This window comes from Variovorax sp. GW821-FHT10C12 (assembly GCF_059415405.1).
Map to the genome: position 1 here is coordinate 384,751 of NZ_JBWKNE010000004.1, position 12,845 is coordinate 397,595.

The following is a 12,845-nucleotide window of genomic DNA, read 5'->3' on the forward strand; positions in this document are numbered from 1 at the left end:
GGGAACGTCCCGAGGAAATAGCGCCCGCGCCGGCGCGCACCGGAGGGCCTGCTGCGAGAGAATGATCCGCTGCACGTGGCATCTTTCGTGCTGTGTGTCTTTCTTTCGTGGCGCTGCGCTTCCCCCTGGGGCACGGTGCGCGCCGAAGCAGTCATTCGACACTGACCGTTTTCCGGAGATCACCCCGTATGTTGAACCGTCGCACGCTCCTTACCACCGCCGGCGCCACCGTCGCCCTGGCCACCCCGCTGGCCGGCATGGCGCAGGGCCGCAAGGACGCCATCGTGATCGGCATGGCCCTGGAGCCGCCAGGCCTGGACCCGACCACCGGCGCCGCCGCCGCCATCGCCGAGGTCGTGCAGTACAACATCCTGGAAACGCTGACCAAGATCAATGTCGACGGCAGCGTCACGCCGCTGTTGGCCGAGAGCTGGGAAATCTCGCCCGACCTGAAGACCTACACCTTCAAGCTGCGCAAGGGCGTCAAGTTCCAGAACGGCGAGCCCTTCAACGCGTCCACCGTCAAGTTCGCGTTCGACCGCGCCGGCGGCGAGAAGAGCACCAACAAGGACAAGCGCACCTTCGCCAACCTCGCCACGCAGGTGGTCGACGAGCACACGGTGGTGGTCATCAACAAGGAGATCGACCCCGACCTGCCCTTCGTGCTGGGCCAGGCCACGGCCGCCATCGTCGAGCCCAAGAGCGCCGAGGGCAACGCCACCAAGCCGATCGGCACCGGCCCCTACAAGCTGGACAACTGGGCCAAGGGCTCGTCGATCACGCTGAGCAAGTGGGAGGGCTTCCGCGCCCCCGCCGTCGCGAAGATCAACAAGGTCACCTTCCGCTTCATCTCGGACACCGCCGCGCAGGCCGCCGCCGTGCTCTCGGGCGACGTGGACGTGTTCACGCGCATCGGCACGCGCGCCGTGCCGCAGTTCCGCAACAACCCGCAGTTCCAGACCATCCTGGCCGGTTCGCGCGCCAAGACCATCCTCTCGATCAACAACAAGAAGAAGCCCCTGGACGACGTGCGCGTGCGCCGCGCCATCCTCGCGGCCATCGACCGCAAGGCCTTCATCGAGGGCGCGGCCGACGGCCTGGGCGTGCCGATCGGCAGCCACTACGTGCCGGGTGCCGCGGGCTACATCGACACCACGGGCATCAACCCCTTCGACATCGAGAAGGCCAAGAAGCTGCTGGCCGAAGCCGGCGTGAAGACCCCGATCGAACTGCGCATGACCCTGCCCCCGCCGCCGTACGCGCGCCAGGGCGGCGAAGTCATCGTGGCCCAGCTCGCCAAGATCGGCATCAACGTGAAGATCCAGAACGTCGAGTGGGCGCAGTGGCTCAGCGGCACCTACACCAACAAGGACTACGACCTGTCGATCATTTCGCACGTCGAGCCCTTCGACCTGGGCAACTACGCCAAGCCCGACTACTACTGGGGCTACCAGTCGAAGGCCTTCGACACACTGTTCGACAAGATCAAGTCCACCGGCAACGCGGCGGAGCGCAACAAGCTGCTGGGCGAGGCGCAGAAGCTGCTGGCCACCGACGCGGCCAACGGCTTCCTCTACCAGCCGCAGTTCCCGACCGTGGCCAAGAAGAACGTCAAGGGCCTCTGGAAAGAGAACCCGATCTTCGTGAACGACCTGTCGGCCCTGTCGTGGGGATGAGCCCCGCAGTGCCTGACCCTTCCCTGCCTTCGTTGAGCGACCTGTCGGCGCAGGAGCTCTCCGCGGCCTACCGCGAGAAGCGCCTGTCGCCGGTCGAGGTGACGCGCGCCGTCATCGCGCGCATCGAGCACTGCGAGCCCCGGCTGCAGGCCACGTGGCTGTTCCGGCCCGAGGCCGCGCTGGAGCAGGCGCGTGCCTCGGAGCAGCGCTGGCAGCGCGGCGACGCGCGCGGTCCGCTCGACGGCGTGCCGACGACCATCAAGGAAAACATCGCCACGCGCGGCGACCCGCTGCCCGCAGGCACGGCCGCCGTCGACCTCATGCCCGCGGCCGCCGACGCCCCGCCGGCCGCGCGCCTGAAGGAGGCCGGCGCGGTCATCGTCAGCAAGACCACCATGCCCGACTACGGCATGCTGTCGTCGGGGCTGTCGAGCTTTCACACGCTGGCGCGCAACCCCTGGGACTTGAGCCGCACGCCGGGCGGTTCCAGCGCCGGCGCCGGCGCGGCTGCCGCCGCAGGCTACGGCCCGCTGCACCTGGGCACCGACATCGGCGGCTCGCTGCGGCTGCCCGCCAGCTGGTGCGGCATCTTCACGCTCAAGCCCAGCCTGGGACGCATCCCGATCGACCCGCCCTACATGGGCCGCGCCGCCGGCCCCATGACGCGTACCGTCGGCGACGCCGCGCTCATGATGCAGGCGCTGGCCCGGCCCGACGCGCGCGACAGCATGAGCCTGCCCGCGCAGGACATCGACTGGGCCGCGTTCGACGTCGCGCCCGACCACCTGCGCGGCCTGCGCATCGGGCTGCTGCTGGACGCCGGCTGCGGCCTCGCGGTCGAACCCGAGATCCAGGCCGCGGTCGAGCAGGCGGCGCGCCTGTTCGAAAAGGCCGGCGCCACCGTCGAGCCCATGCAGCCCTTCATGTCGCAGGCCCTGCTCGACGGCATGGACCACCTGTGGCGCATGCGCTCGCTCGTGGACCTGAAGGCCCTGCGCCCCGACCAGCGCGCCAAGGTGCTGCCTTACATCCGCGAGTGGGCCGAGAGCGCCGCCGAGTTCAGTGGCGAGCATGTGTTCCGCAGCTTCAGCCAGTTCCACGCCACGCGCGTCACCACGGTGAACGCCTGCGCCCGCTTCGACTACGTGATCTCGCCGGTGTCGCCCAACATGCCGGCGGCGGCCGAGGCGCCCTCGCCCACCAACGACCCGCTGCGGCCGCTGGAGCACATCGGCTTCACGGTGCCGTTCAACATGTCGGAGCAGCCGGCGGCGTCGGTGAACTGCGGGTACTCGGCCGGCGGTTTGCCGATCGGGCTGCAGATCGCGGGACAGCGCTTCGACGACCTCGGCGTGCTGCGCGTGGCGCGTGCGTTCGAGCAGATCCGGGAAGTGCAGCGGCCCTGGCCGCAGGTCTGAGCACGGCCTTCAGGCCAGCTGCAACGACAGCATCTCCCGCGCCCGCGTCACGAACGCGGTCTCGCCCCGCCGCGCAGGCAACCACTGGAACGCCACGCGCGGCAGCGCCGGCAGCCCGTGGGGCGGCGCGACCCGCGCGATGCCCTCCCCGATCGCCGATTCGTTGAGGCAGGCCACGCCCAGGCCCGCGGCCAGGGCCGACTGCAGGCCCGCCACGCCTGACGCCACGTGCGCCAGCACGTAGGGCACGCGGCGGCGGCGCAGCAGGGACACGGTGAACTGGTGCAGCGAGCAGGTGTCGGGCAGCGCCAGCAGCCGCACTGGCTCGCCGCGCACCACGCGCAGGCCGACCGCGCCGAGCCACGCCAGCGATTCGCGCCGCAGCACGGCGCCACCGCCCGCCGCGGCTGCATTGGCCCCCGCGATGTTCATGGCCAGCCCCACGTCGAAATCGCCGTGCGCATAGGCGGTGCGCAGCGCGTCGCTCTTCAGGATGGTCACGTGCAGCCGCACCTGCGGATAGCGTTCGCCGAGCCGGCCCAGCAGACGGGTGAGGTCGCCGGGGCGAAAGTAGTCGGTCACGGCCAGCCGCAGCTCGCCCTGCAGGGTTTCGCCGCGCAGGTCGCGAAAGGCCTCGTCGCTCAGCGCGAGGATGCGGCGCGCGTGCCCCAGCAGCCGCAGGCCCGCCTCGGTGGGCGCCACGCCGGCCTTGCTGCGGGTCAGCAGCGACTGGCCGGCGCGCTCCTCGAGCTTGCGGATCTGCTCGCTCACCGAGGACTGCGACAGGTACACGCGCGGCGCCGCGGCCGTGAGGCTGCCGGCGTCGGCCACCGCCACCAGGGTGCGCAACTGTTCGAGGTCGAAGCCTTGCATGGTGCCTGCCTATCCATTCGCTGATCCGATGGATTCCATCATATCTTCCCGCTTTTCCGATGACGAGAGAAATCCCACAATCACCCCATCGACCACCCGTTCTTCAACGCAAAGGAGTCCACCATGCCCCACATCGTCGTCCACCTCTCCGGCCAGCCTGACGCCGCCCTCACCCGCAAGACCGTCGACACGGTCGCCGAGCTCACGCAGAGCGTGCTGGGCAAGGCACTGCCGGTCATCGCCGTCACGGTGCAGTACATCGCCGCCGACAGCTGGTTCATCGGCGGCCAATCGCTGGCCGAGCTCGGCAAGTCGGCCTTCCACCTGGACATCAGCGTGACCGACGAGACCAACACCAAGGCCGAGAAGGCGCGCTACCTGCGCGAGGTGCACGCGGCCATGGCGCGGCTGCGGCCCGACCTGCACGAGGTGTCGTACGTCCACGTGATCGACGCGCGCGCCGCGGCCTACGGCTACGGCGGCCAGACGCAGGAGTACCGCCACCAGCAAGCGGGTGTCTAGGGCGTCTCACAGGGACTTGAAAGACGCCGGGGGCGTGGCACCATGCCGCCATGCCCTCCCACGGAACCCCGCTCGCCGCCGACAGCCTCGGCAATCCGCTCACGCTCGACGACGCCGCCAGCCTCGCGCTGGTCGACGACTTCGTCATGGGCTTTCTCTCGACCGAGGCACGCGCCGTGAACCTGCTGGCGCTGGCCGAGCGCGATGCCAGCCCGATCGTGCAGGCCTACTGCGCGACGCTGCACCTGTTCGCCGAATCGCGCGAGGCCGCGGCCAACGCGCGGCCCTTCCTCGACAAGGCCCGCGCCGGTGCGGCGCGCGCCACGCCGCGCGAGCAGCGCTACATCGCCGCCGTCCAGGCCTGGGCCGACGGCGACATCGCGCGCGCCATCGCGCTGCATGCCGAGCAGGCGCGCGAGCATCCGCGCGACCTGGTGTCGGTGAAGCTGGGCCAGTACCACTGCTTCAACACCGGCGACTGCCCCGGCATGCTGCGGCTCGCGCTCGCGGCGCTGCCGGCCGCGGCCGAGGTGCCCTACGTGCACGGCATGGCGGCCTTCGGCTACGAGCAGTGCCATCTGCTGCACGAAGCCGAGGCCAGCGCGCGCCGCGCGATCGGCCTGTGCCGCAAGGAGCCCTGGGCCCACCATGCGCTGGCGCACGTGATGCTCACCGAAGGCCGGCTGGCCGAGGGGCTGGCGTTCATGCAAAGCGTGAGCGACACCTGGACCGGACTCAACTCCTTCATGGTGACGCACAACTGGTGGCACGTGGCGCTGTTCCTCATCGACCTGGGCCGCGACGCCGAGGCGCTCGCGGTGTACGACGAGCATGCCTGGGGCGTGGTGAAGGACTACTCGCAGGACCAGATCGGCGCCGTGTCGCTGCTCGCGCGGCTCGAGCTGGCGGGCATCGACGTCGGTGCGCGCTGGGACGACGTGGCCGACCACCTGCGGCAGCGCCAGGCCGACCATGTGCTGCCCTTTCTCGACCTGCAGTACCTCTACGGCCTGGCGCGCGCCGGCCGGCCCGAGGCGCAGGTGCTGCTGCACAACATCGAAGCCTTCGCGCCCGTGGCGCCGGCGTCCACGCGCGCCGCGTGGCAGCGCGTGTGCGTGCCGGCCGCGCGCGGCCTCATGGCCCATGCGCGCGGCGACGTGGCGGGCGCGGTCGAGGGCCTGGGCGTCGCGCTGCCGCGCATGATCGAGATCGGCGGCAGCCATGCGCAGCGCGACCTGTTCGAGCAGTTGTACCTCGACGCACTGGTGCGCACCGGCACCGAGTCCGCGCTCGCGGGCGCGCAGGGCCTGCTGCAGCAGCAGCTCAACGGCCAGCCCGAGTCGCTGCGGCTGCGGCGGCAGACCGACGCGGTCTACGCGCGGCTGGGGCTCGGGCAGATCACGGCGCGCTGAGCGGCGCGCGACGCCACCCATGCCTTCCAGTCATGGGGCGTGCCGCAAAAGGAATTAACGGCTGCGCGGAAGCGACTCCTAAACTGGCCGCTCCTCCCGCTCTCCTCCCGTTCGCCCATGCAGCGCTCCCTCGTCACGCTGGCCGTACTCGCGGCCCTCGCCTCACCCTTCCACGCCACCGCCGCTGAAGCCCCCGTCGCGCTCGACCTGCTGCTGCGCGGCGGCACCATCTACACGGGCGACAGCGACACACCCGTGGTCGGCGACGTCGGCATCGCAGGCGACCGCATCGTGTTCGCGGGCCGCGCCATGCCGGCGCAGTTCAGCGCGCGGCGCACCATCGACGCCACCGGCCTCGTGGTGGCGCCCGGCTTCATCGACGCCCACACGCACGCCGACGCCGACCTGCTCTCGAGCGACGCGCGCAAGCGCCTGAACATTCCCTTCCTCACGCAGGGCGTGACCACGGCGGTGATCGGCAACGACGGCTTCGGCGGCTACGACATCGCGGCGCAGACGCAGAAGCTGCGCGCCGTGCCGGTCGGCACCAACGTCGCGATGTACGCGGGCTTCGGGCCGCTGCGCATCAGCCAGCTCGGCGAGGCCAACCGCGCCCCCACGCCCGCGCAGATGGACACCATGAAGCAGCACCTGAGCCGCGCGATGTGCGACGGTGCGCTCGGGCTGTCGACGGGCCTGTTCTACCCGCCGCAGAATTTCTCGAAGACCGAGGAGGTCATCGAACTCGCGAAGGTGGCGGCCGCGCACGGCGGCCTGTACGACAGCCACATCCGCGACGAGGCCATGTACAACATCGGCCTCAAGGGCTCGATCGACGAGGTGATCCGCATCGGTCACGAGGCGAAGCTGCCGGTGCACGTGGCGCACATCAAGGCGCTGGGCGTGGCGGTGCAGGGCCAGAGCGGCGACATCATCCGGCGCATCGAGAAGGAGCGCGCCGCGGGCCTGGACATCACGGCCGACCACTACCCCTGGACCGCGTCGAGCACGCGCTTCTCGGCCGCGCTGCTGCCGCCCTGGGCCAACGAAGGCGGCCGCGCCGCGACGCTGCAGCGCTTCGACGCAGCGGCGCAGCAGGAGCGCCTGCGCAAGGACATGCGCGAGAACCTGCGCCTGCGCGGCGGGCCCGAGGCCATCCTGTTCTCGGCCGGCAGCACGAAGTACGTGGGCAAGACGCTGGCCGACGTGGCCAAGGCCTCGAACGCCGACCCGGTCGACGCCGCCATCGCCGTGCTGCGCGACGGCGACCTGATGATCGCCTCGTTCAACATGAGCGACGACGACGTGCGTGCCTTCATGAAGCGGCCGTGGGTCATGACCTCGTCCGACTCGTCGCTGGGCCATCCGCGCGCCTACGGCACCTTCGCGCGCAAGTACGACCAGTACGTGGTGAAGGAACGCGCGATTTCGCTGGCGCAGTTCATCCGCAGCAGCAGCGCGTACACGGCCGACACGCTGGGCCTCGTGCAGCGCGGCCACCTGCGCCCCGGCTACCACGCCGACGTGGTGGTGTTCGATCCGAAGCGCTACGCCGCCAAGGCCACCTACACGCAGCCGACGCTGCTGTCCGAAGGCGTGGTCACGGTGCTGGTGAACGGCCGCCTCGCGGTGGACGGCGGCCAGCCCACGGGCGTGGGCGCCGGCGTGCCGCTGCTGCGCACGCCGAAGCCGGGCAGCTGCCCGGCCTGAATCAGTCTTTCTTCAGGTGCCGCCGCTGGTCGTAGGTCGGCTGCGGCGGCAGGTCGGCGAGGTGGCGCGTGTCGGCCCACTCGACGATCTCGATGGCGTCCGGCGCGGCCGGGTTGGCGATGCGGATGCGGTTGAAGCCCGCGTTCGGGATCTCGCTCTGGCGCGGGCCGCTGAGGCTCAGGCCGCGCGCGGTGCGCCACACCATGTCGAGCACGCCGCCGTGCGTGACGACGATCAGGCGCTGGCCGCGATGCGCCGCGGCCACGGCGCCGAGCGCGCCGATCACGCGCGCATGGAACTCGCGCGCGCTCTCGCCCTGCGGCATGGCGTGGTCTTCGCGGAACTCCAGCCACTCCTCCCAGGCACGCGGATGCTGGCTCTGGATCTCGTCGGCCCGCATGCCCTCGACCACGCCGAAGTGCTGCTCGCGCAGCGCCACCGAGGTGACGACCGGCAGCGCCAGCTGCTGCGCCGCGGGCGCCGCGGTCTGCTGGGCGCGCATGAGGTCGCTGCTGATGAGGTGCCGTGCCGTCTCGCCCGCGAGCCGCAGGCCGAGGCGGCGCGCCTGCTCGTGGCCGATGTCGTTGAGCGGGACGTCCGCGTGGCCCTGGAAGCGCAGTTCGCGGTTCCAGGCGGTTTCGCCGTGGCGGATCAGGATGAGGTCGGTGGGGGCGGAGTCGGGGATGGTGGTGGACATTGCATGCATTGTCCCCCGAGTGCATGACACGGCGGCTTCGTGCCAACCCGCTGTTGCACGGCTGCCACCGCGTACGGGCCGTGCGCCGGGTGCGTCCGATCGCGCAAAATCGGCCCATGCCTCATCTTGTCCTGCTGCCCGGCCTTGCCTGCGACGAACGCCTCTGGGAGGCCCAGTTGCCCGCACTTCCCGCCGCCTTCGGCGCCCGCGTGAGCGACGTCCAGACGCGCCACGACACCATCGAGGGCATGGCCAGTGCCGTGCTGCGCGAGCACGACGGCCCGCTGGTGCTGTGCGGCGCCTCGATGGGCGGCATGGTCGCGATGGAAGCGGCGCGCCAGGCGCCCGAGCGCATCGCCGGGTTGATGCTGCTGGGCACCAGCGCGCGGCCCGAGACGCCCGACATGTTCGCGCTGCGCGAAGGCGCCATCGAATGGTTCGAGCGCGGCGAGGTGCGCGAGATCATCGAGCCCAACGTCGCCTTCGCCTTCCATCCCGCGCAGGCCGCCAACCCGGCGCTGGTGCAGCGCTACCTGGACATCGTCCTCGGCGCCGGCGCGGCCCAGCTCATCCGCCAGAACCACGCCGTGATGCGCCGCCCCGACGCGCGCACGCACCTGGCCCTGCTGCGCGCGCCGGTGCTGCTGATGTGCGGCGACGACGACCGCCTCGCGCCACCCGAATGCACGCGCGAGATGGCGGCGCTGCTGCCGCGCGCCGAGGTGGTGTGGGTGCCGCAATGCGGCCACATGCTGACGATGGAAAAACCCGCCTTCGTCAACACGGCGCTCAACGCCTGGCTGGGCAAGCACTTCCCCCGCGCTTGAGAGCCCCGGTCAGTGCAGCTGGCCGCCGGTTTCCGCGACGTCCTGCTTCACGGCCAGCGCGGTCTTCACGGTGATGCGCAAGGCATCGACCAGCGTCTCGAGCGCCATGCTCGGCGCGCCCGGAAAGCGCGCCGCCTGCGCGGGCAGGTAGGGAATGTGAATGAAGCCGCCGCGCGCGCCCTTCGCCGTCGCGTGCGTCGCGATGCGGTGCATCAGCCCGTAGAAGAGGTGGTTGCACACGAAGGTGCCCGCGCTGTTCGACACCGAGGCCGGCACGCCGCCCGCGCGCAGCTCACGCACGATGGCCTTCACGGGCAGGCTCGAGAAGTAGGCTGCCGGCGCGCCGGGCACCACGGGCACGTCGATCGGCTGGCGGCCGAGGTTGTCGGGCACGCGCGCGTCGTCGACGTTGATGGCGATGCGCTCCGGCGTGAACTCGGCGCGGCCACCGGCCTGGCCGATGCAGATCACCAGCGTCGGCTGGAGCTCGTCCATCGCACGGTCGAGCGCGGCGAGCGCCTCGCCGAAGACGCAGGGCACGAGGCGCGCGTGCACGGTGGCACGGCCGCACTGCCAGCCGTCGAGTGAGCGCACCGCTTCCCAGGATGGGTTGAGCAGCTCCTGCTCGAAGGGCTCGAAGCCCGTCAGCAGGACGTTGGGGGAAGCGCGCTTCGCCGGCATCCTGTTCAAGCCATCGCGCGAACGTCGATGCCTTCCTGCTGCAGCCGCTCGCGGATGCGCCGCGCGAAAGCCAGCGCATGCGCGCCGTCGCCGTGCAGGCACACGCTCTGGGCATTGACGGGCACGGTGCTGCCGTCGATGGCGACCACGCGGTGGTCGCGCACCAGCGACAGCGTCTGCGCCAGCGACTGTTCTTCGCTCTCGATGAGCGCGCCGGGCTGGCTGCGCGGCACGAGGCTGCCGTCGGGCATGTAGCCCCGGTCGGCGAACACTTCCTCCACAGGCTGCAGGCCGGCACGGCGGGCCGCGTCGATCATGTGGCTGCCGGCCAGGCCGAAGAACTTGAGCGAGGGGTCGAAGCGGCGCACCGCCTCGCACAGCGCCTCGGCGAGTTCGGGTTCTTTCACCGCCTGGTTGTAGAGCTGGCCGTGCGGCTTCACGTGCGCGAGCCGGCCGCCCTCGGCCTTGACGATCGCGGCCAGCGCGCCGACCTGGTAGAGCACGTTCGCCACGATCTCCTCGGGCGGCAGGTGCATGGTGCTGCGGCCGAAGTTCTCGCGGTCGGGAAAGCTCGGGTGCGCGCCGATCGCCACGCCGTGGGCCATGGCCCAGCGCACGCACTGCTGCATGGTCCTGGCGTCGCCCGCGTGCCAGCCGCAGGCGATGTTGGCGGAACTCACGAGGCCGAGCAGCGCTTCGTCGCTGCCGGCGCCTTCGCCGAGGTCGGCGTTCAGGTCGATCTGCATGGGGTGTTCTCCGTCTCGGGGGCAGGTGCGGGAGCCTCCTGCTTCAGCCAACAGTCTAGGCCGCGCCGGGCCAGCCCGCCGCGGCGAGCCCCTGCGCCACCTGCGCCAGGTAGCGCTGCTGCGCAGCCCAGGCCGCGAGCGCGTGCGACAGGTCGGTGCGCACCAGCCGCAGCCGGCCCCCGAGCGGCGCCTGCGCGAGCTTCCAGAGGTCGGCGCGGATCACCACGCCGATGCGCGGGTAGCCGCCGGTGGTCTGCGCGTCGCCCATGAGGATGATCGGCTGGCCCGAAGGCGGCACCTGGATCGTGCCGGGGATCACGCCCGACGAGAGCATGTCGCCGCCCGCCTTGCGCTGCAGCTCGGCGCCGGCGAGCCGGCTGCCCATGCGGTTGCTTTGCGGCGTGATGCGCCAGCGCTCGCTCCACAGCAGCGCCTGCGCGTCGGGCGTGAACAGATCGAACTCGGGACCGGGCAGCACGCGCAGCGCGAAGGCGCCGTCGGGCTCGGCCGTGCCCCAGTCAGGCGCACGCAGGCCGAAGGGACGGCGCGCGTTCTGGTCGGCACCGAGGCGCGAAGCGCCCAGCGCGAGCCGGTCGCCCTTGCGCAGCGCGCGGCCCTCGTGGCCGCCGAAGCCGGCCTTGAGGTCGGTGCTGCGCGAGCCGAGCACGGGTGCCACGTCGATGCCGCCGGCCACCGCGAGCCAGCTGCGCAGGCCGGCCTTCGGCGTGCCGGGCGCGTTGGCACCGGCCAGGCGCAAGGTCTGGCCGGCGCGCACCGGCACGCTCCAGCAGGGCCACAGCGGCACGCCGTCGAGCGTGGCGCCGAAGTCGTCGCCGGTGAGCGCGATGCGGGTGTCGACTTCGAACTGCAGCTCGCAACCGCCCATGGTGAATTCGATGCCCGCCGCCGCGTCGGCATTGCCGGCCAGCCGGTTCGCCAGCGTGAGCGCGAGCATGTCGAGCGCGCCGCCCGGGCAGATGCCCAGCTGGCGCAGGCCGGGCCGCCCGAGGTCCTGCACCGAGGCATGCACGCCGGGTTTGCGCACGAGGATCATGTCTGCAGGCTTTCGACGACGAAGCGCACGCGGTCGCCGGGGCGCAGCAGCGTGGGTGATTCCGCCGAGGGATCGAACAGTTCGAGCGGCGTGCGCCCGATGAGCTGCCAGCCGCCCGGCGACACCAGCGGATAGATGCCGGTCTGCTCGCCACCGATGCCGACCGAGCGCGCCGGCACGGCGGTGCGCGGTTCGGCGCGGCGCGGTGTCGCGAGCTCGGGCGGCAGCCCGCCCATGAAGGCGAAGCCCGGCAGGAAGCCGAGCAGGTAGACCACGTAGTCGCCGCCGCTGTGGCGTCGCACCACCTCGGCCGCCGACAGCCCGGTGTGGGCCGCCACGTCGGCGAGGTCAGGGCCGTGCTCGCCACCGTAGGCCACGGGAATCTCGATGCGCCGCCCTTCAGCGGCATGGGCCGCGAGCCCTGGCCAGGCCTCGAGCACGCGCGCCGCGAGTTCCTCGAACGCCACGGCGGTCGGGTCGAAGGTCAGCGTGAGGTTGTTCATGCCCGGCAGCGCTTCGCCGACGCCGGGCCAGGCCAGCACCTCGGCGGCCAGCGCCCAGATGCGCTGCTGCTGCGCCAGCGTGGCGGGCGCGGGCAGGTCGCACACCAGCGCCGCATCGCCCAGCGGATGCAGGCGGGGCAAGGGGGTGGCGCTCACCTCAGCGCGAAGCCTGGAGCGGGCTCATTCCCTGCCCAGGCTGCGGACTTTGGCGGTGAGCTGCTGCTCGACGTTCGGCGAGACGAACTTGTTGACCTCGCCGCCGAGCATGGCGATCTCGCGCACGAAGGTGCTGGAGATGAACTGGTACTTGTCGCTCGGGGTCAGGAACACGGTCTCGACGTCGGGCATCAGCGAGCGGTTCATGCCGGCGAGCTGGAACTCGTAGTCGAAGTCGGTCACGGCGCGCAGGCCGCGCACCATGGCCTTGCCGCCGCGCGCGACGACGAAGTCGCGCAGCAGGCCCGAGAAGCTCTCGACCGTCACCTGGTCGCTGTAGGGCTTCACTGCCTCGCGGGCCATGTCCATGCGCTCGGAGAGCGTGAACAGCGCCTTCTTGTGGTGGCCCGCCGCGACGGCGACGATCACCTTGGAGAAGAGTTGGGTTGCACGCCGCACCACGTCCTCGTGACCGAGGGTGATGGGGTCGAAAGTGCCGGGATAAACCGCGATCACGTTGCTGGCCATGGTTGGTTCTTCCTCATGCTGCCGGTGCGGCTTGTCCGGCGG

13 protein-coding genes are annotated in these 12,845 nt (G+C 71.3%); 6 read left to right on the forward strand and 7 right to left on the reverse strand.

The window, feature by feature from the left end; all coding sequences use genetic code 11:
• Positions 1 to 188: 188 nt before the first annotated feature.
• Both AC07OH_RS21185 and AC07OH_RS21190 read left to right on the forward strand, forming a co-directional pair.
• Positions 189 to 1,676 carry an ABC transporter substrate-binding protein gene (locus AC07OH_RS21185; RefSeq protein WP_495302009.1) on the forward strand — a complete coding sequence of 496 codons (1,488 nt, stop codon included), beginning with the start codon at positions 189 to 191 and terminating at the stop codon, positions 1,674 to 1,676.
• Positions 1,677 to 1,699: 23 nt separating this feature from the next.
• Positions 1,700 to 3,094, forward strand: a complete 1,395-nt coding sequence (locus tag AC07OH_RS21190) for an amidase (protein ID WP_370869615.1) — start codon at positions 1,700 to 1,702, stop codon at positions 3,092 to 3,094.
• Positions 3,095 to 3,103: 9 nt separating this feature from the next.
• On the opposite strand, the gene AC07OH_RS21195 is transcribed toward AC07OH_RS21190, so the two are convergent.
• The gene (locus AC07OH_RS21195; RefSeq protein WP_495302010.1) at positions 3,104 to 3,967 is read right to left on the reverse strand and encodes a LysR family transcriptional regulator; all 864 of its coding nucleotides are present in this window, start codon (positions 3,965 to 3,967) and stop codon (positions 3,104 to 3,106) included.
• A 123-nt stretch (positions 3,968 to 4,090) separates the two neighbouring features.
• On the opposite strand from AC07OH_RS21195, the gene AC07OH_RS21200 reads away from it, so the two are divergent.
• The 3 genes from AC07OH_RS21200 (at position 4,091) to AC07OH_RS21210 (ending at position 7,611) form a co-directional block, all read left to right on the forward strand.
• Positions 4,091 to 4,489, forward strand: a complete 399-nt coding sequence (locus AC07OH_RS21200; protein ID WP_159273004.1) for a tautomerase family protein — start codon at positions 4,091 to 4,093, stop codon at positions 4,487 to 4,489.
• 50 nt (positions 4,490 to 4,539) lie between these two features.
• A complete protein-coding gene (locus AC07OH_RS21205) occupies positions 4,540 to 5,901 on the forward strand; it encodes a tetratricopeptide repeat protein (RefSeq protein ID WP_495302011.1) in 1,362 nt (453 codons plus the stop codon).
• Positions 5,902 to 6,018: 117 nt separating this feature from the next.
• Positions 6,019 to 7,611: an N-acyl-D-amino-acid deacylase family protein gene (locus AC07OH_RS21210; RefSeq protein ID WP_495302012.1), complete on the forward strand. Its 1,593-nt coding sequence runs from the start codon at positions 6,019 to 6,021 to the stop codon at positions 7,609 to 7,611.
• A gap of 1 nt (position 7,612) precedes the next feature.
• On the opposite strand, the gene AC07OH_RS21215 is transcribed toward AC07OH_RS21210, so the two are convergent.
• On the reverse strand, positions 7,613 to 8,308 hold the full coding sequence (locus tag AC07OH_RS21215; RefSeq protein ID WP_495302013.1) for a histidine phosphatase family protein: 696 nt from the start codon (positions 8,306 to 8,308) through the stop codon (positions 7,613 to 7,615).
• Positions 8,309 to 8,424: 116 nt separating this feature from the next.
• Between AC07OH_RS21215 and AC07OH_RS21220 the strand changes: the two genes are divergently transcribed.
• On the forward strand, positions 8,425 to 9,135 hold the full coding sequence (locus AC07OH_RS21220; RefSeq protein WP_185993669.1) for an alpha/beta fold hydrolase: 711 nt from the start codon (positions 8,425 to 8,427) through the stop codon (positions 9,133 to 9,135).
• Between the two features lie 9 nt (positions 9,136 to 9,144).
• Here the strand turns inward: AC07OH_RS21220 and pcp are convergent, their stop codons facing one another.
• From pcp to coaD, 5 genes are read right to left on the reverse strand one after another with little or no spacing between them, the layout of a single operon-like run.
• Positions 9,145 to 9,816 (reverse strand): pyroglutamyl-peptidase I, encoded by a 672-nt coding sequence (pcp, locus tag AC07OH_RS21225; protein ID WP_495302014.1) that lies wholly within the window; start codon positions 9,814 to 9,816, stop codon positions 9,145 to 9,147.
• 5 nt (positions 9,817 to 9,821) lie between these two features.
• Positions 9,822 to 10,562: a 5-oxoprolinase subunit PxpA gene (gene pxpA / locus AC07OH_RS21230; RefSeq protein ID WP_495302015.1), complete on the reverse strand. Its 741-nt coding sequence runs from the start codon at positions 10,560 to 10,562 to the stop codon at positions 9,822 to 9,824.
• Positions 10,563 to 10,617: 55 nt separating this feature from the next.
• Positions 10,618 to 11,616, reverse strand: a complete 999-nt coding sequence (locus AC07OH_RS21235) for a 5-oxoprolinase subunit C family protein (RefSeq protein WP_139706437.1) — start codon at positions 11,614 to 11,616, stop codon at positions 10,618 to 10,620.
• On the reverse strand, positions 11,613 to 12,260 hold the full coding sequence (pxpB, locus tag AC07OH_RS21240) for a 5-oxoprolinase subunit PxpB (RefSeq protein WP_095747717.1): 648 nt from the start codon (positions 12,258 to 12,260) through the stop codon (positions 11,613 to 11,615). The genes AC07OH_RS21235 and pxpB overlap by 4 nt, the downstream gene beginning before the upstream one ends.
• 39 nt (positions 12,261 to 12,299) lie before the next feature.
• Positions 12,300 to 12,803: a pantetheine-phosphate adenylyltransferase gene (coaD, locus tag AC07OH_RS21245; protein ID WP_062481439.1), complete on the reverse strand. Its 504-nt coding sequence runs from the start codon at positions 12,801 to 12,803 to the stop codon at positions 12,300 to 12,302.
• Positions 12,804 to 12,845: the final 42 nt, after the last annotated feature.

What these genes read in the sequence shown, in the direction of transcription:
- AC07OH_RS21215 (WP_495302013.1), bottom strand. Translation starts at nt 8,308, where the DNA reads ATGTCCACCACCATCCCCGACTCCGCCCCCACCGACCTCATCCTGATC.
- pxpA (WP_495302015.1), bottom strand. Translation starts at nt 10,562, where the DNA reads ATGCAGATCGACCTGAACGCCGACCTCGGCGAAGGCGCCGGCAGCGAC.
- AC07OH_RS21185 (WP_495302009.1), top strand. Translation starts at nt 189, where the DNA reads ATGTTGAACCGTCGCACGCTCCTTACCACCGCCGGCGCCACCGTCGCC.
- pcp (WP_495302014.1), bottom strand. Translation starts at nt 9,816, where the DNA reads ATGCCGGCGAAGCGCGCTTCCCCCAACGTCCTGCTGACGGGCTTCGAG.
- AC07OH_RS21205 (WP_495302011.1), top strand. Translation starts at nt 4,540, where the DNA reads ATGCCCTCCCACGGAACCCCGCTCGCCGCCGACAGCCTCGGCAATCCG.
- AC07OH_RS21235 (WP_139706437.1), bottom strand. Translation starts at nt 11,616, where the DNA reads ATGATCCTCGTGCGCAAACCCGGCGTGCATGCCTCGGTGCAGGACCTC.
- AC07OH_RS21220 (WP_185993669.1), top strand. Translation starts at nt 8,425, where the DNA reads ATGCCTCATCTTGTCCTGCTGCCCGGCCTTGCCTGCGACGAACGCCTC.
- coaD (WP_062481439.1), bottom strand. Translation starts at nt 12,803, where the DNA reads ATGGCCAGCAACGTGATCGCGGTTTATCCCGGCACTTTCGACCCCATC.
- AC07OH_RS21195 (WP_495302010.1), bottom strand. Translation starts at nt 3,967, where the DNA reads ATGCAAGGCTTCGACCTCGAACAGTTGCGCACCCTGGTGGCGGTGGCC.
- AC07OH_RS21210 (WP_495302012.1), top strand. Translation starts at nt 6,019, where the DNA reads ATGCAGCGCTCCCTCGTCACGCTGGCCGTACTCGCGGCCCTCGCCTCA.
- AC07OH_RS21200 (WP_159273004.1), top strand. Translation starts at nt 4,091, where the DNA reads ATGCCCCACATCGTCGTCCACCTCTCCGGCCAGCCTGACGCCGCCCTC.